We start from the raw sequence: 18,269 nt of genomic DNA on the forward strand, positions 1-18,269 counted from the left end.
ATTTAGTGATGTGCGGGTTTTGGCGCTTGGGACTGGGCTTTATTTGATCGCCGGAAATATCTTCCTAGCCTATGTCGGCGCAAATCCGATTGACCTTGTTGAGGGTGTCGGGGTCGCCTTTGAGACATTCTTTCAACTGGTCAAAGTGCTTTTGCCATGGTGGGCGTTGCTAATTATCATCGCGCCGATCACCTTGATCGGCCCCATACGGCGTCGTCTCTGGCAGCAAAGAGCGTCGGTGCTGTTGTCCATCATGATGTGTTCGCTCTTCACCTTCATGTTCGCTCTGGTGAAGAACCGGATGTCGCTTGTCGAGCCTTTCTGGGCCGATAACGCGCTGACGAAACTTGATGTTATGCTGCATTTCGGACATACGCCGCGCGATCTTCTGCTTTGGCTCTCGCCCGAGCATACCAGCCGTCTGCTTGGGCTCTATTTCAACACATGGGTATTTCTCGCAAGCTTCTTGCCGGTGCTGCTGGTGGCCTTTGACGGCGATAAGACGCGTCGGCGGACCTTTACCATTTTGTGGATGCTGTGCTGGGTCGGGCTTGGGAATGTCCTTGCCTTAATGGTTATGTCTTACGGGCCGATCTTCACGGATCTGTTCCCCGGTGGCCCGGCCGATGCGCATCGCGGGGCGTTGGCGCTGGTGCAGCGCGATGATGCGAGCAGCCTGCTTGCGACGAAGATGTCCTTGTGGCGTGCCTATACTGGCGAAAGTGAAATGCTAGGCTCGGGAATTTCGGCCTTTCCATCGGTCCATGTCGGCATGGCGACGGTCATCGGGCTTTACATTGCCCGGCTTGGCCGTGATCTTTCGCAACGGCTGACGCTCAAGCCGATGCTCGCAGCTGTGCTTCTTTGGGGCGCGCGGGCATTCAGTGTGTTGTACGTCACTTTCTATGCCGTGCTGTCGGTCTATCTTGGCTGGCATTACGCGGTGGACGGCTATGTGTCGATTATTGTGATCTCGGGGCTGTATATGTACCTCACCGCGCGCGCCAAGGTTCCTGCGCGCAGGGGGTGGTTTGGTCTGCCAGTTAAACCCGTGTGACGAGGGCAGCATAGGGTCCGTCGCAGCGAGTTGCGCTTGACTTCCGGGCGCTCTCGCGGTGTATCGGCGCGACGGAAAAGCCCATGACGCCGAGGAAAACTAGACATGAACGCCTTTCGCAGCCAGACCTGTGCCGATCTGAGCGCCGCCAATGCCGGTGAAACCGTGCGACTTGCCGGGTGGGTTCACCGGGTGCGCGACCACGGGGGCGTGTTGTTTATCGACCTGCGCGACCATTACGGCATGACGCAGGTGCTGTGCGATGGTGACTCGCCCGCGTTCAAAGCGCTGGAAAAAGTGCGCTCGGAATGGGTGATCCGCATCGACGGCACGGTCAAGCTGCGCGATGAAAGCCTGATTAACACCAAAATCCCGACCGGCGAGATCGAGGTTTACGTGCGCGACATCGAAGTGCTGGGCGAATCTGACGAACTGCCGCTGCCCGTCTTTGGCGAGCAGGACTATCCCGAGGAAACCCGTCTGGCCTATCGCTTTCTCGATCTGCGCCGCGAGAACCTGCATGACAGCATGGTCTTGCGCTCCAACGTGGTGCGCTCAATGCGTCAGCGGATGTGGGATCAGGGTTTTAACGAATTCCAGACGCCGATCATCACCGCGAGTTCGCCCGAAGGCGCGCGCGATTTCCTCGTGCCCTCGCGCCTGCATCCGGGCAAATTCTACGCGCTCCCGCAAGCGCCCCAGCAGTTCAAACAGCTGATCATGGTCGCGGGGTTTGATAAATATTTCCAGATCGCACCGTGTTTCCGCGATGAAGACCCGCGCGCTGACCGCTCACCCACCGATTTCTACCAGCTCGACGTGGAAATGAGCTTTGTCGAGCAGGAAGACATTTTCGCCGTGATCCAGCCGGTGCTGGAGGGAGTGTTCGAAGAATTCGATCCCGAGCGGAAAGTCGATCCGAATTGGCCGCGCATCCCTTACGCGGAATCGCTGCTGAAATACGGCTCGGATAAGCCCGACCTGCGCAACCCGATTGAGATGCAGATCGTGTCTGACCATTTCGCAGGCTCGGGTTTTGCGATCTTCGCCAAGCTGCTGGAACAAGACGGCACCCAGATTCGCGCCATTCCCGCGCCCACGGGCGGCTCGCGTAAGTTCTGCGACCGGATGAACAAATTCGCGCAGGAACAGGGCCTGCCGGGCATGGGCTATATCTTTTGGCGCAAAGCCGAGGATGGATCGCTTGAAGGCGCTGGCCCTCTGGCAAAAAATATCGGCCCCGAGCGCACCGAAGCGATCCGTCAGCAACTGGGTCTGGGCGAGGGCGATGCGGCCTTCTTCTTGGGTGGCAACCCGTCCAGCTTTGAAGGCGTCGCGGGGCGTGCGCGCAACGTGATCGGCGAGGAACTCGGGCTGACCGACAAATCGGTGCATAAATTCGCCTGGATCGTCGATTTCCCGATGTATGAGGCCGATGACGAGGGCAAGATCGACTTCAGCCATAACCCGTTCTCGATGCCCCAAGGCGGGATTGAGGCGCTCAACGGCAACCCGCTCGACGTGCTGGGCTATCAGTATGACTTGGCCTGCAACGGCTACGAAATTCTCTCGGGCGCGATCCGCAACCACAAACTTGAGACGATGTATAAGGCGTTCGAGATCGCGGGCTATCCGGCCTCGGAAGTCGAGAAGCGCTTTGGCGGGATGGTTAAGGCGTTCAAATACGGCGCGCCGCCCCACGGCGGTTGCGCCGCTGGTATCGACCGGATCGTGATGATCCTCGCAGATACCGCTAATATCCGCGAAGTCATCATGTTCCCAATGAACCAACGCGCCGAAGACCTGATGATGGGCGCGCCGAGCGAGCCGATGAACGAACAGCTTCGCGAATTGCGCCTGCGGGTCTTGCCAAAAGAAGACTAATCCGCGCGTTCCCCGAACAAGAAAGGCCCCGCTCCAACTCGTGCGGGGCCTTTTTATATGCTTTCATCTAGCCGAAAATACTCCGGGGGGGCTGGCGCAGCCAGCGGGGGCCGCGCCCCCTCGACGCATTCAGTCAAAGACCCGGCTCAATCCTCAAGCTGTTCTTCGCGCTTCTTGTCCACAATCTCGCGCTCTTTCTTTTTGCGCGCATGGAATTTCTCGCCATAGCCGTCGATTTCGGACGCGTCGATCACCTCTTTGGCACGGGTGAAGATCTCGTCTTCTTCCTCGTCCATGTGGTGATTGTAGTCATGCTGCAACTTGTGAAATTTATTGAGCCAGCCGGGTGAGGCCATCTCCATCTCGTTCAGCTCATCCAGCAAGTCATCCAACTGGGCATGCTCTTCGACCGAATGACGCGCCGAATCCTGGCCCCAGGTTTTGCTCATCAGCTTGGAATAAAACGTCTCTTCTTCGGCGGCGGCGTGGGATTTGATGTCGTAATAGAACGCATCCCACGCTTTCTTGCGATCCTCACTCGCGCCTTCGGTCTTGGCGATTTGCGCCATCAGGTCACGGTGATGATCGTGGTCAGCTTTGATTGCGTCATAGATCGAGGTCATCGGGTTTCCTCCGTCATTCGATGTCAGTTCGATTGACGAGGCAACGCGATGATGCGAGCGATGGTTCCTAAAACCGGGGTTCCTACAAAACTGCGTGGCAAATTACACGCAGATCAGGAGAACACCGCGTTCAAGGCCGTTGCTGTGATCGAGGCTGCCAGCGCGAGGGCGCCAAGCGAAAATGCCGTCCAATGCGCGGCCTGCACGACGCGTTGGTTTTCAATCAGTTTAATCATCCGTTTGCTCATTACCGCTTTCCCTTGGCAGTGGGTCTGATGTCCTTTCTTGCGCGCAACTAAGGCAGAAATGGGAAAGCGGTGGTGCGATTGCGTGGCAATGCGCTCAGATCGGACGGGACGTCAGGCCGATCAAAACGCATCCCCCGAGGCAAGCCGCGCCGCGACCAGCCCGCTCACATGCGAAAAATCTTCATGGGACGGGCCACCGATGCGTGCCAAACGTGCCGCCGCATCGCCAAGCGCCCGATCATGAGCCGACAGCGCGACACCGGCCAGAAAATGCGCCGCATAGGGCATGACCTGACTTTTGCGACCCTCACGCAGAACCTCGGAAATATGTTGCAGATCGTCGCGCAGCGCGAGCGGGTCAGGTTCAACCACGCTATCGCTGAGCGCGCGCAACCCCTTCGGGCGCTCATCCATTGGCAAGGCATTCAGGATAGCCTGCTGAAACTGCGCGAGGCTTTCGACCGGTTTGTCTAAGAACCCATCCGCGCCCGCCGCAATCGCATCCGCGCGCAGCCCGCTATCGCCGGAAATCCCTAGAACAACCGGCACCGCAGGTACCATTTGGCGAATTTCTGCGATCAGCTCACCGCCAGAGCCATCGGGCAGGCCCATATCGACGATCACGACGCTGGGGCGATAGCATTGCAAATGACGGTGCGCCGAGGCCAAACAATCGGCGCGCCGAATACGCGCGCCTGATCGCAAACACAAAAGCCGCACCGCCTCAGATGCAAAGCGGCTGTCTTCGACAAGCAAAACCGTCAGCCCCATCAAGGGCCGCTCTGGTGTTGCGCTGCGCGGAACAAGGAATGTCGTAAGATCGTCTGCCATTTTATCACCCAATCAGATTCGCTGGTTCCCTTACAGTAAGCGGGTAAACTGCCTAACAGCGGGTTAACGACGGCGCGCCAAGCTTGCACACAGGCGCGCGCGCCTTTACCCCTAAGGCCGATCCGCTTGCCAGGGAGGCCCAAATGATCGGACGTTTGAACCATGTTGCCATTGCCGTGCCTGATCTCGAGGCCGCCTCGGCGCAATATCGTGACACGTTGGGGGCGCAGGTCGGCGCGCCTCAGGATGAGCCCGATCACGGCGTGACGGTGGTCTTTATCGAGCTGCCCAATACCAAGATCGAGCTGCTTTATCCGCTGGGGGAAAATTCGCCGATCCAAGGGTTTCTTGATAAAAACCCCGCCGGTGGCATCCATCACATCTGCTATGAGGTCGACGATATTCTGGCCGCGCGCGACAAGCTGAGCGCGCAGGGCGCACGCGTGCTGGGCACCGGCGAGCCCAAGATCGGCGCGCATGGTAAACCGGTGCTGTTCCTGCATCCCAAAGATTTCAACGGCTGCCTCGTCGAGCTGGAGCAGGTCTGATGAACCTTACGGGGGGAATCATCCTGTTCGCCGTGCTCTGGTTTTTGGTGTTTTTCGTCGTGTTGCCGATCCGGCTGAAGACGCAAGGCGATGTCGATCAGATCGTGCCGGGCACGCAGGCGGGCGCGCCTCATGAGGCGCATCTTGGGGCCAAGGTGAAAATCACCACGGCGGTCACGGTGGTGTTATGGGCGGTACTTGCGACGGTGTTGCTATCGGGCGTGATCACGCTTGAAGATATCGACTTTTTCAATCGCTTGCGCCGCTAAAGGGCGGCGGAAACGGTTGAGAAACTTACGCTTTACCCGCTTTTCGACCCGGTTGGGCGGCGAAAAAGGTTGAAAAATGTCAACCTCGCCGCCCGGTGACGGCATGAAACAAATGCGTAAACCCGGCAGCACCCAGCACTGGCACGAAGAGATTGAGGATCGGAATGGACAGCGGCACAGCCATCAGCGCGCCCGCCATCCAGACTGTCACTTTGTGGCGCTGATAAAGCGCGCGGGCCTCGTCGCGTTCCATCCGGCGCTGCGCGGCCATCTGGAAGTATTCACGCCCAAGCAGATAGCCGTTGAGAGCGAAAAACAAAAACGGCGCGAGCGGGATCACGAAGGGATAGATCACCAGCGCGATCAGGTTGGCCCCCACGATCACTCCGAAAAAGCGCAGCGTGTCTCCAAAGCTTTCGCTCAAGCTGAGTTTGCGCACGGGGGGGAGGGTTGGATAGTGCTCGTTCTCGACCAGTTCCGCCACATCTTCGAGGAAAAATCCGGTAAAGGCCGAGGCGACCGGCACCATCAGGAACATCGACGCAAACAGCATGATTCCGGCCGAGACAATCGAGAGCGCGGTGTCGATATGGCCGATTTCCCCGATGAAGGGCAGCGAGAAGCTATCGGGCACCAGCCAGCCGATCAGCCAAACCATTGCGACGTAAATAGCGATCAAAAGCCCCAAGGACAGGGCGACGCCGATGCCGACGATCTTCATCGCGCCGGGGCGCAGCAGGTCGCCCCAGGCTTTGACGTAACTTGCAATAATCATGCAGAAATCCAGCGAGTGATGGCGTCGATGTCGGGGCGCGGACGATCCGGTGGGGTCACGCCTTCCGTGCCAAGATGGATGAAACCCGCGACGAGTTCGCCCGGCGCCAAGCCCAACAGATCTTGGCCAAAAGCGCTGTCATGCGCGGCCCAGCCGCTAAGCCAATTGGCCCCCCAACCCGCAGCCAATGCCCCGTTCAACAGTGATAGACATACCGCGCCGGCTGACAAGAGTTGCTCAATTTCGGGCACTTTCTCGCTGGCTTTGGGCGAGAAAATCACCGCCACGCAAAGCTGGGTGTCAAAGAACTGCTTGCTCGCCTTGGCGACCTTGTCTTCGGGCAGGCCCTGGGCGGTGGCGCGCGCCTCGGCCTCGGTGCCCAGACGTTGCGCGGCATCGCGCGTGATCACGATGAACCGCCACGGCTCCAGCTTGCCGTGATCGGGCGTGCGCGCCCCGGCTTGTAGGATTTCGTGCAGTTGCGCAGCATCGGGGGCAGGGGCCACAAGCGTTTTGGCCGGTCGCGAGCGGCGCGACAGCAGGAAATCGAGCGCGGCTTGATCGCGCTTGGCGGGGGTCACTCTTTGCGTCTCGGTCATCGAAGTCTCCACTGATCTGGCTTGATATCGGACGGGGCGGGCAAAATTGCAACAGCGCCAGCGTGGCTTTCTTGTGCAGCGGTGCGCGATGGCTATGGTGTTGAGCCTATGAGTGATTTGTCCCACCTTGCCATTCCCGGCACCGAAATTGCGCTGCGGGTGACGCCGAAAGCGTCGCGCAATGAAATTCGCGTCGGCGAAGGGGGCTTGCGCGCCTATGTCACCGTGGTTCCCGAAGATGGTAAGGCCAATGCGGCCGTGCAAAAGCTGCTGGCCAAAGCGCTGGGCGTGGCCAAGACGCGCCTGACCTTGATTCGCGGACAAACCGCGCGCGACAAGGTGTTTCGACTTGATTAAGCGCGCCTAGTCTTTCGCGGGTTCGGGCGTTTCGCTGCTTTGACGCACGCGATACACCCCTTCGGGCAGGTTCAGGGCCGCCGCCAATTCGCGCAGTTGCGCATGCGAAAATGTGATGGTTTGCACCTGATCGGTTTGCTCGTCGAGCTGCTCGACCACGACGCAATCTTCAAAGGATGAGATGGTAACATCCTCTTGCAGATAGTCGCGCGGGTCCGTTCCCTCATCAACAAGGGTGATCACGGTGGCGTCGAATTCGTGTTCAATGGTAAACATGCCCCATGCTATCGCGCCGCGTGCCGGGCCGGAAGCGAAAAACACGCGCACGGTGTGTAGGGGATGGCGCCCACCGCTTAAGGTTCTAAACTGCGCCAAACGATTAAAGTCTTAGCGTGATGTGTTCCCCATGGTCTTGCCGTCCTTTGCTCGCCTGATCCCGTTGCTGCTTTTGGCGGTGCTGTCGGGCTGCGTGGCGAGCGGGCCGATCCCGCAAACCGCGCCCGAACCCCCGATTCCCGCGCAGGTGCAGGCCAAGGCAGAGCGCGCGGTGGATCAGCTTGTCACGGTGGCGCGCCGGATGGAGCCGGTGATCGAGGCCGAGTGTCGCGCGCGCTCGGACTTGCGCAATTGCGACTATCGGCTGGTGATTGATGATCGCCTTGATTCGCCCGCCAACGCCTTTCAGACCGAGGATCGCCGTGGTCGTCCGGTCATCGGCGTGACGCTGGCGATGATTGCCGAGGTGCGCAACCCTGATGAGCTGGCCTTTGTGTTGGGTCATGAGGCGGCCCATCATATCGCGGGCCATATCTCGGCGCGCCAGCGTGATGCGAATAAGGGCGCACAGCTTTTGGGGATGATGGTGCAATCGCAAGGGGCGGATGCGCGCACCGTCGCCAATGCGCGCAAGGCGGGCGCTGAGATGGGCAGCCGGTTGTTTGCCAAGGATTACGAGCTGGAGGCCGACAGGCTGGGCACGATCATAACGTGGGATGCGGGCTATGATCCGCTGAGAGGCGCGGCATTCTTTCGTCGTTTGCCAGATCCCGAAGAAACGGTTTTGGGCACGCACCCGGCCAATGCGCTGCGCCTTGATATTGTGAAAAAGACTGTGAAAGAGCTGCGCGCGGGAACAATCCATGGCGTTACGGGCTTGCGTCCTCAGGGCGGGGGATGACGGCGTTGATAAAGGGGAACGGATGCTGAGCTTATCCAATTTGCGTTGGCGGTTGCGGACCATGTTGCGCGAGATTTGGGTGCGCGTGACCGCCTTTGGGGTGCTCGGTATTTTGACGGCCCTCGGTTCGGCGTGGTTTGGTCACATGATCCCGGACGAGGTCGGTCTCAAGATGGGGGCGGATTCGGTCGAGCCGATCCTGACGATCATGGCCACCGCCATGCTGACGGCCACGACGTTTTCGCTGCAAATTATGATCACCGCCTTTGGGTCGGCCCAAACCAGTGCCACCCCGCGCGCGATCAAGCTGATGCAAACCGACCGGATCACGCAAAACGTGCTGGCCAGTTTTATCGGCTCGTTTGTGTTTGCATTGGTGGGGATTATCGCGCTGCAGACGCAGATTTACGGGGCCTCGGGGCGGTTTTTGCTGCTGGTGGTGACGATCGGTGTGGTCGCGATCGTGGTGGTCTCGCTGTTGCGCTGGGTGCAACATCTCAGCGAATTCGGGCGGCTTGGCGATGTGATTTCGCGCGTTGAGGACTCGGCTGCAAACGCGCTGGAGAACCGTTGCGCGGATCCGTATCTGGGTGCTCGGCCTTGGGAGGCGCCGCCCTCCGGTGTTTGGCCCGTGAAATCGCGGCGCACCGGAAATGTTCAGCATGTTGATATTTCGCAGTTGCAAGAGATTGCGCAAGCTCATGATTGCCGGATCTGGCTGTGTGCGCCGCCGGGCAATTTCGTGCATCCCGCGGCTGATCTGGTTGTGTGTGACGGGCTGCCTGTGGATGCACAGATGCGCGCCCAGATGGAGGACGCAATTCTTGATGGCTTTGCCGTTGATCATGCGCGCGACTTTGAACAGGACCCGCAATTTGGCCTGATCGCCTTGGCCGAGATCGCGTCGCGCGCGCTCTCGCCTGCCGTGAATGATCCGGGCACGGGTATTGATATTTTGGGCCGTCTGACGCGCGTGTTGGCCAGTTGGGATCCGGCATCCGAGTTTGAGCTGCGCCATGATCGCATTTATGCGCACAGTATTCCGCCAGAGCAGTTAATCGAAGATGCGTTTTCCGCGATTTCGCGCGATGGGGCGGGGCTGTTTGAGGTGGCGTTGCGCCTGCAAGTGGTGCTGGGGGCGCTGGCGCAGATGTCGCCTGAACAGTTCGCCAAACCCGCTGCCAGGCAGGCCCTTCGCGCTGCGCTGCAATCGGAAGAGGCATTGCCCTTGGCTGAAAACCGCGCGCGCATCACTGCCGCCGCCGCAACCTTGGCGAAAGAGGTCGGCGTGTCGCAGCCGATATAGGCTGGCGCACAGGTCAGCATTTCTCGCCTAGGTTGTCAGTTTGATCTGAATCATAGCTGAAACGAGTCGAAAAGGGCAAAACACCCCCCCAAATCTTGGGAGATGTGTCATGTCCAAAGCTCGAAATCTGAACCACCATGCCGCGATGATGAATAGAATGGCACAGGTGATGCGCATCGATCTGACTGCCGAGATGGCGCAGGGCCGGATGTCGGGCGAGGATTGGAAAGACGCGCTGGTGCGCTGCACCGGCTGCACCCAGCCGGAGGCCTGCACGCTATGGCTGTCCGAACATGATCCTGAAGATGAGGTTTCGGTGAACGAGCCTCCGAAATATTGCGAAAACCGTCTGATGATAAAGCGGCTGCGCGCTGAGGTTGCTGCCGAAAGGGCGTCGAAATCCATATCATAAGGAGAGATCCGATGACTATTGCAAGCGATCTTGATCTGCATTTCTGGATCACGCGCGGGATGGCGCGACGGATGGGGGTGAACCTTGGCAAAGCGGTGCAGGAGGGTCGTCTGACGCGAGCCGATGTTGCCACGATGATCACCGCCTGTCGCACCTGCGGGCGCAGCGAATTCTGTCTGGCCCTGCTGTCAGAGCGCGGATCTGCCCCTGATGCACTGCCCGCTGACTGCCCCAATAAGCCTGCGTTGGACTCGCTGCGCGTGGTGCACTGATTGCAGGCCGTTTTTGGGCGGGGTCTTGCGCAGGCGCAAACGGTCATGAAAGTTTCATTTCCTAAACTTGCGCCCTATGTGTAAAGAAAAGCTGAAAGTCAGTTTCAGGATTCCTTGCCATGCCGCGTGACGGACAGACCGCTCCCAATTGTTACGATGCCGAAGCGATCCCCGATGCCGCGCGCGTCGAGATTGAACGGTTGCTGAGCAGCGGGGATTTGTTTCGCTACACCTCGCAAGACGCCCCGGTCGCGATGCTTGAGGCTGAATTCGCTGAAATGATGGGTGTGAAATACGCTTTGGCGGTATCGTCGTGCAGTCAGGCTTTGTTCCTGTCACTCAAGGCGTTGGATCTGCCGCGCGGGGCGCGCGTGCTGGTGCCCGCTTTTACGTTTGCCGCCGTGCCTTCGGCGATTGTGCATGCCGATTGCGTGCCGGTTCTGGTCGAGGTGGGCAGCAATTACCGCATTGATCTGGACGATTTCCGCGCCAAGTTTGACGACAGTATCGACGCAGTGATGATCAGCCATATGCGCGGTCACACCTCGGATATGGATGTGATCATGGAGCTGGCCGAGGCGCGCCATATTCCGGTGATCGAGGATGCGGCGCATTCGCTTGGCACGCTTTGGCATGGCCGCAAGATCGGCACGATTGGCCAGATCGGCTGCCTGTCGTTTCAATCCTACAAGCTGGTGAATGCGGGCGAGGGCGGTATTTTGCTGACCGATGATCCCGAACTGGCGGCGCGTGCAGTGATCATGTCGGGTGCTTACGAACATAACTGGAAAAAGCACCCCGGTCTGCAAAACAGCTTTGTGCAGTGGCAAAACAAGCTGCCGCTGTACAATTGCCGGATGCAGAACCTGTCGGCGGCGGTGATCCGTCCGCAGCTGGCCGAGGTCGAGCGGCGTATCAATGACGGGCGCGCGAACCACGATTATGTCGCCGAGCAGCTCAATGGCAGCGACTGGCTGGATGTGCCGCCAGCGCTGGCCCCCGAAACCCGCGCACCGGATTCGTTGCAATTCAACCTTGTTGGGGAGTGGAGCGACGACGAGGCGCGCAAGCTGCAGGCCGAGGCCAAGACGCGCGGCGTGGGGGTGCAGGTCTTTGGGCTAAGCGAAGATAATGCGCGCGCCTTTTGGAATTGGCAGTTTCTGGGCGAACAGCCCGACTTGCCCCAAACCCGCGCGATGTTGATGCGGGCTTGCGACACGCGTCTGCCTGCGCGTCTGGCCCGCCCCGATCTTGATTATATTGCTGCGGCCATTCTTGAGGCGGTTGCGGCGGTCAAAGGTTAGCCCCCCCCGATCCCCGCTTAGTGCGCGGGCTTGATAAAGGTGTTGTTGCGTAGCTCGGCCATGGCCGTGCGCAATTCGGCGCGGGTGTTCATCACGATCGGCCCGTGCCAGGCCACCGGCTCGCGGATCGGCGCGCCCGAGATCAGCAGAAACCGCACGCCTTGTTCGCCCGCCTGCACCAGAATCTCATCGCCCGTGCCAAAGCGCACCAGGGTCCGATTGCCCGACATGTCGCGAATGTTCACCTCTTGACCGCCGACCTCTTTTTCCAACAACACGCCTTGGGGGGCGGAGGCCTCGGCAAACGCCGCCGCGCCTTCGAACACATAGGCGAAGGTCTGGCGATAGGTATCAACACGCAGGCGCTTTTTCACGCCCGGCGGGATGGTGATATCAAGATATTGCGGATCGGCGGCGATGCCATCGACCGGGCCACGCTGGCCCCAGAATTGTCCGGTGATGATGCGGGCAACCGTGCCGTCATCATCGGTCACCTCGGGGATGTCGCTGCCGGAAATATCCTGATAACGCGGCGCGGTCATCTTGAGATCCGAGGGCAGGTTGGCCCATAGCTGAAAGCCATGCATCTGTCCCGCCGCGTTCCCGCGCGGCATCTCCTGATGCAAAATCCCCGAGCCAGCGGTCATCCATTGCACCGAGCCCGCGCCCAGCGTGCCACGATTGCCAAGGCTGTCACCGTGATCGACCTCACCGGCCAGCACATAGGTGATCGTTTCGATGCCGCGATGGGGATGCCACGGGAAGCCGGCCTGATAGTCCGCCGGGTCATCGCCGCGGAAATCGTCAAACAGCAGGAACGGGTCGGCCTCGGTCGGGTCGGTGAAGCCAAATGCGCGGTGCAGATGCACACCGGCCCCCTCAACGAAGGGTTGCGATTGGCGGGTTTCCAAAACGGGTCTGATCGACATAAGCGCTCTCCCTGATCCGGGCGACCCGCAAGATGCAGGTCGCGAACACCGTATCAGATAGGGGCGCGTGACAGGGCCGCAATTCCGCGTCTTGGCACAGATCCTATGGACGGGCGCACAGACGAGGGCGCGCGTTCAGTCATCCGTATTCCAAACGAGGCGCGTTTCGCGCGGTCGCGTCACAACGAAGGTCGCGAAGGGGAGGCCCGTATACAGCCCCTGCTTTTGCACCAACGTGCCGACATGCGTGTTGCCATTTTTGTCGGTTGTCGTTTGAGTCAAGCTTGTGTCGCTGATATTCAGAAAGGGTTTAAAGCGATAGATCGTCTCGGTGATCACAGCCATGTCGCCCGCAGCCATAACGGGAAGACGATCCGCGACCGCGTCCAATCCCGCTTGGGTGTAAGGCTGTGCCAAGGTGATGTCATTGGCACCCGGTGTCGCATAGGACGCCGTTACCTTATCGGTCGTATCTTTGACCAGCGTGAATTTCCTATTCACGCCATCGCAATAGGCGCCCGGCTGATCGTCATCTTCAGCCTTGCATTTAAAAAGGGTGACGCGCAGCCAGGTTTGATTGTCGGTATCGGCATTCGTGAGATAATTGAACACCTTTTTCAGCCCGTTCACATATTTCGGCCCGATTTCTGTTTGCTGACGCGAAATCATATCAGCAATCATATAGGTAGAACGTGTGGCGTCGGAGCGGAGGTTGAAAGCCTGGTAGATTTGAAACGACGCCAGCATCCAGCCGAACAACAAGAGCGTACTGAAGATGCCTTCAACCACGACTGAACCGGTTTCGTCGCGACGAAACGTTCTGAACCCTTTACGTTTTGATCGAACGAATTTTTTGATGATATGACTCATGAGTCATCTCCTGAACGCGGTTCGTTAACATACGCGGTGGTGGTAACCAATGCGTACTGGTCCCCCCAAGGCCAGGCTGCGGTCATTGCTTTCGCGAAAGGAGTATCCGGAATGATCGGTTTTACGCGTAAGCAGACACGCATAATCATTATCTGGTCCCCCGTCCCGTATTCGATGTTCTTCGGCGGTAGAGGGTCAGTGCTGTCTTTGCTGATTTCACAATTGACAGCTTTGCCGTCCAGCGTCGAACTCCAGTCGGTTTGATCAACCGAGAAGGTTTCGACGGCAATGTTATTTCTGCAATCCTGTAGGAATGTGAGATTGCTACAGATCGAATTTTTCAGGGTTTCTTCGTCCGGTTTACCATCTAACCCAAGCTGCATCACGCGCGATGTCAACGCGACGCGTTGGTCAAGCAGCGTCTTCTTCATGAACATCACCGACATCTCGATCGTGCTGAGAAGAATGAAGAACAAAAAGACGATCCAGAGCAACGAGGGGATGGTGACCGCACCACTTTCGTCGTGGCGAAACCGCGCGAGCGCGCCAGAGCGGGCACGGTGTTTCTTGACTGGTGTGGAGCTGGTCATTGTCGGTGTCCGCATTGGATTTGGAAGGAGGGGCTGGGCCGGTTGCGCGGCCCAGTCAGGTGTTAGTTGGTCAAGCGCAGCGAACTGATTGCAGAGCTGATCGAGGCAAATGTATCGGTAAGATCGCTGGTGCCTGCCACATAGGCGTAAGTCGGGCCCGAGCTACAGCTTGCCAGCAGGTTTTTACTTCTGGTCGGGGCGCTCAATGCGATGGTGAAGATCTTGATCCCCTTGGCCTTTGCTGCTGTGCAGGCTTTGGCTAGGTTCGCATCTTGCAACGAACTGGTATCCTTAACCGCCATCTCATCAACGAGTTTTGAATACCAACTATATTCCGACCTACTACTGTTGAGTTTGTAGTTTGCAGGCGCGAGGAATTTTCTGGCGATCCATTTCAGGTTTCTTTTGCCTCCCCAGACAGTTTGCCATGTGAGGTGGTGAAGCGTGGTGTTGTTTTTTGAGCCGACAATGTCATTTTCTGACACCCATTTTTTCGTTTTGAACCTGTAGTATATATTGCTACGACCCTCATCTTCGCGTTGCTTGGAGCGCCAGTAGAGTTTCTCCCACGCGTCTCCGTATAACGAAATCGCGTTTGAGCTGCCGCTATAGGTTGAGAAGAAATCCGAGTAACCCGTGCGATACGCCATTTTTGTCGAATAGGTGCTGGTGTTTTCGCCATCCGTCATCAGGATCATCACCTTGAGCGAGGTATCTTTCACCGGGGTATCTGGTGTGGGATAATCAAACGGGCGGTTATCGACCGAGCTATCGATCAAATCATCTTTTGCCAGTTGTTCGGCGACAGGCTGAGCAGATGGATCAAGCAAGGCTAGGCCCCATTTTGCACCAATATCGATTGATGTATTTCCGCTCGCACCCAAGCTGTTGATTTTGTTTTTAAGTTCCGTTTTGTCGTTTTGGAACGCCATCACCGAAGAATAGCTTCTTTTCCAACAGTTCTGGGACGAACTGTAGGAACTTGTGGTTTCATTTGAAGACCGGCCGCTTCCAAACATGGTGCGCGGCAAAGTGTCGGTTGTGGAAATCGCGAGGTCATTGAAGTCGAGCGTTTCAACGTCGACACAGGTGTTTTGCGTGTGATCGTCTGACAGTTTGTATATTTTGGCTAAATCGTCGCCTATCGACACCTGCTGGTTATAGGGCACGATTGAAATTGAAAGCCGTCCCTCGGGGGCCGAGGGCGGTTGAACTTTTTCGAACAGATCATCGACAAAGCTGTCCGCCGCACTACGAAGGCTTTGAATTTTGCTTTTGTTGCTCGATGAATTGTTATCTCTCTGGCCCATCGAGCCCGAGACATCAAGCACCATCGACACTTCGACATTGCCGATGGACTCCACAGCCTGAGATTTGCTGTTGGACGGCACCGAGTCGATATGCGTGAGCGCGCCAAACATTGTGGGCATATGGTCGGTCACCTGCGCGGTCACGCGACGATATTCGCCATGCTCGCCCTCTTCCACGACCGGAACGACGTCAAGATAGGATAGCCCGGCCTTTTTCATGTAATCTTTGACCACCTCTGCGGGGGGCATGGATTGGTCGAGGTCGGCCGCAGCCAGCGTGGCGCGGTCAAGAGTGGCCTGGATCACGGTGCGACGCTCTTCCCCACGTTCAAGATCAATCGCGATCCCTGTAAAGATCATCATCGCGACAAGCAGGAACAAACTCATAACGATGAGCGAGCCATCCTCTTCACGATAGAACCGGCGCAGCCGAGACTTTCGTCCGGCCACTTCTTTCGCAAACACTTCAGACATACGCATCTTCATCATTTTTACTCCTTGCCCAATAATGGGCGCGTCGCCCGATCTCGTAAGACGGACGTATTCAAGGGACTAAACTGACTAACGCTTCGGGCGGAAATAAGGCGAGGATGAGGCAAAGGTGTAGCGATTGTCGCGAGTTACGGGGGAAACCGGCAGCGCGCGGCGTCATGGTTTCTCAAATACATACAATCGAGGCAAATTCTTTTACCTCTTGGAAAGGTTTCGTTGGGTAAGCTCCCGAAATGTGGCGCGAATTGACGCTCTGGTGCCCCCAATTTGCGAATCGGGGGCGGGTTTGATGAAACCCCCTCTCGACTCCGCGCACGCGTCGCCCAATATAGGGGGTATGAGCCTGCCACCCGGATTTCTCGACGAATTGCGCACGCGCACCTCGATCTCTCAGGTCGTGGGGCGTAAAGTCATTTGGGACATGCGCAAGTCCAATCAGGGCAAGGGCGACATGTGGGCGCCATGCCCGTTCCATCAGGAAAAATCCGCCAGCTTCCATGTCGATGATCGCAAGGGCTATTACTATTGCTTTGGCTGTCATGCGAAGGGCGACGCGCTGTCTTTCATTCGCGAGACCGAAAATGTCGGCTTTATGGAGGCGGTGGAGATTCTCGCGCGCGAGGCCGGAATGACGATGCCCGCGCGCGACCCCAAGGCGCAGGAAAAATCCGACCGCCGCGCACAACTCGCCGAGGTGATGGAGGCGACGGTGCAGCATTACCGGCTGATGCTGTCCACCGCCGCGGGGCAGGGCGCGCGCGATTATCTGGCGGGGCGCAAGCTGGACGAACATGCGCAAAATCGCTTTGAGATCGGCTTTGCCCCCGATCAACGCCAAGGTCTGTTTCAGGCGCTCACGGCCAAGGGGTTCACGCCTGATCTGATCGTTGAGGCCGGGGTTTGCGCCAAGCCAGATGATGGCGGCGCGCCCTATGACCGGTTTCGCGGGCGCATTATCTTTCCGATCCGCGACGGGCGGGGGCGCGCGATTAGCCTTGGCGGGCGTGCGATGGATCCTAATGCACGCGCGAAATATCTTAACGGCCCAGAAACACCTTTGTTCGATAAGGGACGCTCGCTGTATAACCACGGCCCCGCGCGTGAGGCGTGCGGCAAGGATGCGCCGCTCGTGGTGTGCGAGGGCTATATGGATGTGATCGCGATGGTCGAGGCGGGCTTTGGCGGTGCGGTGGCCCCCCTTGGCACCGCCGTGACCGAAGATCAGTTGCGCCTGATGTGGCGCATCCATGACGAGCCGATCATCGCGCTCGATGGCGACACGGCGGGGACGCGGGCGGCGCTGCGGGTGATCGATCTGGCGCTGCCGCTGCTGGAGGCGGGCAAGGCGCTGCGCTTTGCGGTGATGCCAGCGGGGCTGGATCCCGACGATCTGATCAAAGCGCAGGGTCGGGAGGCGATGGAAAAGCTGCTATCCGAGGCCAAGCCGATGGTCTCGCTGCTGTGGCAGCGTGAGATCGAGGGCAAGGTGTTTGACAGCCCCGAGCGGCGCGCGGCACTGGATAAATCACTGCGCGCAGCAATCAAGCGCATCGCCGACCCCTCGATCCGGTCCCATTACGGCGAGGAAATAAAACGCCTGCGCTGGGATTTGTTTGGCACTGGCCAGCGCGGTAGCGCGGGTGGAGGGCAGGGCGGTCAGCGGCGCTCTGATTTCAAGCCCGGCGCGCGCGGCAAGGGGCGCTTTACGCCCCCGGCCAATGCCCTGCCCGAGACGCGCGCCTCGTTGCTCGGGGCGACAGGGGATGATGTGTCAGAACATCTGCGCGCGGCGATGATCCTTGGCATCTGCGCCATCCATCCCGCCCTGATCGCCCCGTTCGAGGCCCAGCTTGAAGCGGTTGATCTGCGCGATCCTACGCATGACCGGTTGCGGCACCTCATCCTGGCCCATGCCGTGACCCCGCCCGAACAGATTGCCGAAAAACTGCGCGCGCAGGCGGGGGATGACCTTGAAAAGCTGCTTGCGCTGCCCCACTTGCGGTCTGCCCCCCCGATCGTCAAAGCCGACGATATCGAATTGGCGCGGATGTGTCTGGCCGAAGAACTGGCAAAACTGGCAACCGCGCGCGCGATGCGCGATGAGATCGCCGATGCTATGGAGGATTTGGAGGGTCTGGCCGATGAGGGCGTAACGTGGCGACTTGCACAAGCTGCAACGCTGCGCCATCAGGCTGAGAGATCGAAACTGGAGGATAACTCGGATACTGGCGAAGACCGCGCCGCCCTTTCGGCGCAGTTACAAGCCATGATTGACGGGCAAATCTGGCGCAAGAAACACTGAACGGTCAGGGGTTTGCACGCTTTGACCACATAAAACCGAATCATTGCTGTCACAGCGGCCATCAACTTTCCGTCCGGATGTCTCGCGCCCCTGTGATTCGCCTCAATGATTCGC

21 protein-coding genes are annotated in these 18,269 nt (G+C 58.6%); 11 read left to right on the top strand and 10 right to left on the bottom strand.

Annotated features, from left to right (window positions below):
• Together DT23_RS13790 and aspS are read left to right on the top strand one after the other, a co-directional pair.
• Window positions 1-1,057: phosphatase PAP2 family protein (locus DT23_RS13790; protein ID WP_038132145.1), on the top strand; the 1,057-nt coding region annotated here is incomplete at its 5' end.
• A 105-nt stretch (window positions 1,058-1,162) separates the two neighbouring features.
• Window positions 1,163-2,941, top strand: coding sequence for an aspartate--tRNA ligase (gene aspS, locus DT23_RS13795; protein ID WP_038132147.1), 1,779 nt, complete (start codon window positions 1,163-1,165; stop codon window positions 2,939-2,941).
• Between the two features lie 146 nt (window positions 2,942-3,087).
• Here aspS and DT23_RS13800 read toward each other — a convergent pair whose 3' ends face one another.
• From DT23_RS13800 to DT23_RS13805, 3 genes are all read right to left on the bottom strand, one after another.
• Entirely contained in the window at window positions 3,088-3,564 is a 477-nt protein-coding gene (locus DT23_RS13800; RefSeq protein WP_038132149.1) for a hemerythrin domain-containing protein, read from the bottom strand.
• 113 nt (window positions 3,565-3,677) lie between these two features.
• Window positions 3,678-3,812 carry a hypothetical protein gene (locus DT23_RS20210; protein WP_276202222.1) on the bottom strand — a complete coding sequence of 45 codons (135 nt, stop codon included), beginning with the start codon at window positions 3,810-3,812 and terminating at the stop codon, window positions 3,678-3,680.
• Window positions 3,813-3,932: 120 nt separating this feature from the next.
• Window positions 3,933-4,643 (bottom strand): response regulator, encoded by a 711-nt coding sequence (locus DT23_RS13805; RefSeq protein WP_038132151.1) that lies wholly within the window; start codon window positions 4,641-4,643, stop codon window positions 3,933-3,935.
• Between the two features lie 143 nt (window positions 4,644-4,786).
• Here DT23_RS13805 and mce point away from each other — a divergent pair, with 143 nt between their 5' ends.
• Window positions 4,787-5,191, top strand: coding sequence for a methylmalonyl-CoA epimerase (mce, locus tag DT23_RS13810; protein WP_038132153.1), 405 nt, complete (start codon window positions 4,787-4,789; stop codon window positions 5,189-5,191).
• Entirely contained in the window at window positions 5,191-5,460 is a 270-nt protein-coding gene (locus DT23_RS13815; RefSeq protein ID WP_038132156.1) for a DUF1467 family protein, read from the top strand. The genes mce and DT23_RS13815 overlap by 1 nt, the downstream gene beginning before the upstream one ends.
• 79 nt (window positions 5,461-5,539) lie before the next feature.
• Here DT23_RS13815 and DT23_RS13820 read toward each other — a convergent pair whose 3' ends face one another.
• Window positions 5,540-6,235 (bottom strand): EI24 domain-containing protein, encoded by a 696-nt coding sequence (locus tag DT23_RS13820; protein ID WP_038132157.1) that lies wholly within the window; start codon window positions 6,233-6,235, stop codon window positions 5,540-5,542.
• The gene (locus DT23_RS13825) at window positions 6,232-6,834 is read right to left on the bottom strand and encodes a nitroreductase family protein (RefSeq protein ID WP_051697302.1); all 603 of its coding nucleotides are present in this window, start codon (window positions 6,832-6,834) and stop codon (window positions 6,232-6,234) included. Before DT23_RS13825 ends, DT23_RS13820 begins: the two co-directional genes overlap by 4 nt.
• A 108-nt stretch (window positions 6,835-6,942) precedes the next feature.
• Here DT23_RS13825 and DT23_RS13830 point away from each other — a divergent pair, with 108 nt between their 5' ends.
• Window positions 6,943-7,191 carry a DUF167 domain-containing protein gene (locus DT23_RS13830; RefSeq protein ID WP_038132158.1) on the top strand — a complete coding sequence of 83 codons (249 nt, stop codon included), beginning with the start codon at window positions 6,943-6,945 and terminating at the stop codon, window positions 7,189-7,191.
• 6 nt (window positions 7,192-7,197) lie between these two features.
• On the opposite strand, the gene DT23_RS13835 is transcribed toward DT23_RS13830, so the two are convergent.
• Window positions 7,198-7,467, bottom strand: a complete 270-nt coding sequence (locus DT23_RS13835; RefSeq protein WP_038132160.1) for a hypothetical protein — start codon at window positions 7,465-7,467, stop codon at window positions 7,198-7,200.
• Window positions 7,468-7,597: 130 nt separating this feature from the next.
• On the opposite strand from DT23_RS13835, the gene DT23_RS13840 reads away from it, so the two are divergent.
• The 5 genes from DT23_RS13840 to DT23_RS13860 all read left to right on the top strand — a co-directional run bounded on the left by DT23_RS13840 (window position 7,598) and on the right by DT23_RS13860 (window position 11,662).
• Window positions 7,598-8,368, top strand: a complete 771-nt coding sequence (locus tag DT23_RS13840; RefSeq protein ID WP_051697303.1) for a M48 family metallopeptidase — start codon at window positions 7,598-7,600, stop codon at window positions 8,366-8,368.
• Window positions 8,369-8,390: 22 nt separating this feature from the next.
• Window positions 8,391-9,674: a DUF2254 domain-containing protein gene (locus DT23_RS13845; protein ID WP_051697304.1), complete on the top strand. Its 1,284-nt coding sequence runs from the start codon at window positions 8,391-8,393 to the stop codon at window positions 9,672-9,674.
• Window positions 9,675-9,783: 109 nt separating this feature from the next.
• Complete coding sequence (locus DT23_RS18690) at window positions 9,784-10,086, top strand: DUF6455 family protein (protein ID WP_051697305.1); 303 nt, start codon at window positions 9,784-9,786, stop codon at window positions 10,084-10,086.
• Between the two features lie 11 nt (window positions 10,087-10,097).
• Window positions 10,098-10,358 (top strand): DUF6455 family protein, encoded by a 261-nt coding sequence (locus DT23_RS13855; protein WP_038132162.1) that lies wholly within the window; start codon window positions 10,098-10,100, stop codon window positions 10,356-10,358.
• 119 nt (window positions 10,359-10,477) lie between these two features.
• Window positions 10,478-11,662, top strand: a complete 1,185-nt coding sequence (locus tag DT23_RS13860) for a DegT/DnrJ/EryC1/StrS family aminotransferase (RefSeq protein WP_038132164.1) — start codon at window positions 10,478-10,480, stop codon at window positions 11,660-11,662.
• 17 nt (window positions 11,663-11,679) lie between these two features.
• On the opposite strand, the gene DT23_RS13865 is transcribed toward DT23_RS13860, so the two are convergent.
• The 4 genes from DT23_RS13865 to DT23_RS13880 all read right to left on the bottom strand — a co-directional run bounded on the left by DT23_RS13865 (window position 11,680) and on the right by DT23_RS13880 (window position 15,850).
• On the bottom strand, window positions 11,680-12,591 hold the full coding sequence (locus DT23_RS13865; protein WP_038132165.1) for a pirin family protein: 912 nt from the start codon (window positions 12,589-12,591) through the stop codon (window positions 11,680-11,682).
• Between the two features lie 135 nt (window positions 12,592-12,726).
• Window positions 12,727-13,461 (bottom strand): TadE/TadG family type IV pilus assembly protein, encoded by a 735-nt coding sequence (locus DT23_RS13870; protein WP_038132166.1) that lies wholly within the window; start codon window positions 13,459-13,461, stop codon window positions 12,727-12,729.
• Window positions 13,458-14,051 (bottom strand): TadE/TadG family type IV pilus assembly protein, encoded by a 594-nt coding sequence (locus DT23_RS13875; RefSeq protein WP_038132167.1) that lies wholly within the window; start codon window positions 14,049-14,051, stop codon window positions 13,458-13,460. Before DT23_RS13875 ends, DT23_RS13870 begins: the two co-directional genes overlap by 4 nt.
• Window positions 14,052-14,113: 62 nt before the next feature.
• Window positions 14,114-15,850, bottom strand: a complete 1,737-nt coding sequence (locus DT23_RS13880; RefSeq protein ID WP_038132169.1) for a TadE/TadG family type IV pilus assembly protein — start codon at window positions 15,848-15,850, stop codon at window positions 14,114-14,116.
• 340 nt (window positions 15,851-16,190) lie between these two features.
• Here DT23_RS13880 and dnaG point away from each other — a divergent pair, with 340 nt between their 5' ends.
• Window positions 16,191-18,155, top strand: a complete 1,965-nt coding sequence (gene dnaG / locus DT23_RS13885) for a DNA primase (protein WP_038132170.1) — start codon at window positions 16,191-16,193, stop codon at window positions 18,153-18,155.
• Window positions 18,156-18,269 lie beyond the last annotated feature (114 nt).

This window comes from Thioclava indica (assembly GCF_000714545.1).
GTDB lineage: Bacteria > Pseudomonadota > Alphaproteobacteria > Rhodobacterales > Rhodobacteraceae > Thioclava > Thioclava indica.

Coding starts and splice junctions, on each gene's coding strand:
- aspS (WP_038132147.1), top strand. CDS start 1,163: ATGAACGCCTTTCGCAGCCAGACCTGTGCCGATCTGAGCGCCGCCAAT.
- DT23_RS13800 (WP_038132149.1), bottom strand. CDS start 3,564: ATGACCTCGATCTATGACGCAATCAAAGCTGACCACGATCATCACCGT.
- DT23_RS20210 (WP_276202222.1), bottom strand. CDS start 3,812: ATGAGCAAACGGATGATTAAACTGATTGAAAACCAACGCGTCGTGCAG.
- DT23_RS13805 (WP_038132151.1), bottom strand. CDS start 4,643: ATGGCAGACGATCTTACGACATTCCTTGTTCCGCGCAGCGCAACACCA.
- mce (WP_038132153.1), top strand. CDS start 4,787: ATGATCGGACGTTTGAACCATGTTGCCATTGCCGTGCCTGATCTCGAG.
- DT23_RS13815 (WP_038132156.1), top strand. CDS start 5,191: ATGAACCTTACGGGGGGAATCATCCTGTTCGCCGTGCTCTGGTTTTTG.
- DT23_RS13820 (WP_038132157.1), bottom strand. CDS start 6,235: ATGATTATTGCAAGTTACGTCAAAGCCTGGGGCGACCTGCTGCGCCCC.
- DT23_RS13825 (WP_051697302.1), bottom strand. CDS start 6,834: ATGACCGAGACGCAAAGAGTGACCCCCGCCAAGCGCGATCAAGCCGCG.
- DT23_RS13830 (WP_038132158.1), top strand. CDS start 6,943: ATGAGTGATTTGTCCCACCTTGCCATTCCCGGCACCGAAATTGCGCTG.
- DT23_RS13835 (WP_038132160.1), bottom strand. CDS start 7,467: ATGTTTACCATTGAACACGAATTCGACGCCACCGTGATCACCCTTGTT.
- DT23_RS13840 (WP_051697303.1), top strand. CDS start 7,598: ATGGTCTTGCCGTCCTTTGCTCGCCTGATCCCGTTGCTGCTTTTGGCG.
- DT23_RS13845 (WP_051697304.1), top strand. CDS start 8,391: ATGCTGAGCTTATCCAATTTGCGTTGGCGGTTGCGGACCATGTTGCGC.
- DT23_RS18690 (WP_051697305.1), top strand. CDS start 9,784: ATGTCCAAAGCTCGAAATCTGAACCACCATGCCGCGATGATGAATAGA.
- DT23_RS13855 (WP_038132162.1), top strand. CDS start 10,098: ATGACTATTGCAAGCGATCTTGATCTGCATTTCTGGATCACGCGCGGG.
- DT23_RS13860 (WP_038132164.1), top strand. CDS start 10,478: ATGCCGCGTGACGGACAGACCGCTCCCAATTGTTACGATGCCGAAGCG.
- DT23_RS13865 (WP_038132165.1), bottom strand. CDS start 12,591: ATGTCGATCAGACCCGTTTTGGAAACCCGCCAATCGCAACCCTTCGTT.
- DT23_RS13870 (WP_038132166.1), bottom strand. CDS start 13,461: ATGAGTCATATCATCAAAAAATTCGTTCGATCAAAACGTAAAGGGTTC.
- DT23_RS13875 (WP_038132167.1), bottom strand. CDS start 14,051: ATGACCAGCTCCACACCAGTCAAGAAACACCGTGCCCGCTCTGGCGCG.
- DT23_RS13880 (WP_038132169.1), bottom strand. CDS start 15,850: ATGATGAAGATGCGTATGTCTGAAGTGTTTGCGAAAGAAGTGGCCGGA.
- dnaG (WP_038132170.1), top strand. CDS start 16,191: ATGAGCCTGCCACCCGGATTTCTCGACGAATTGCGCACGCGCACCTCG.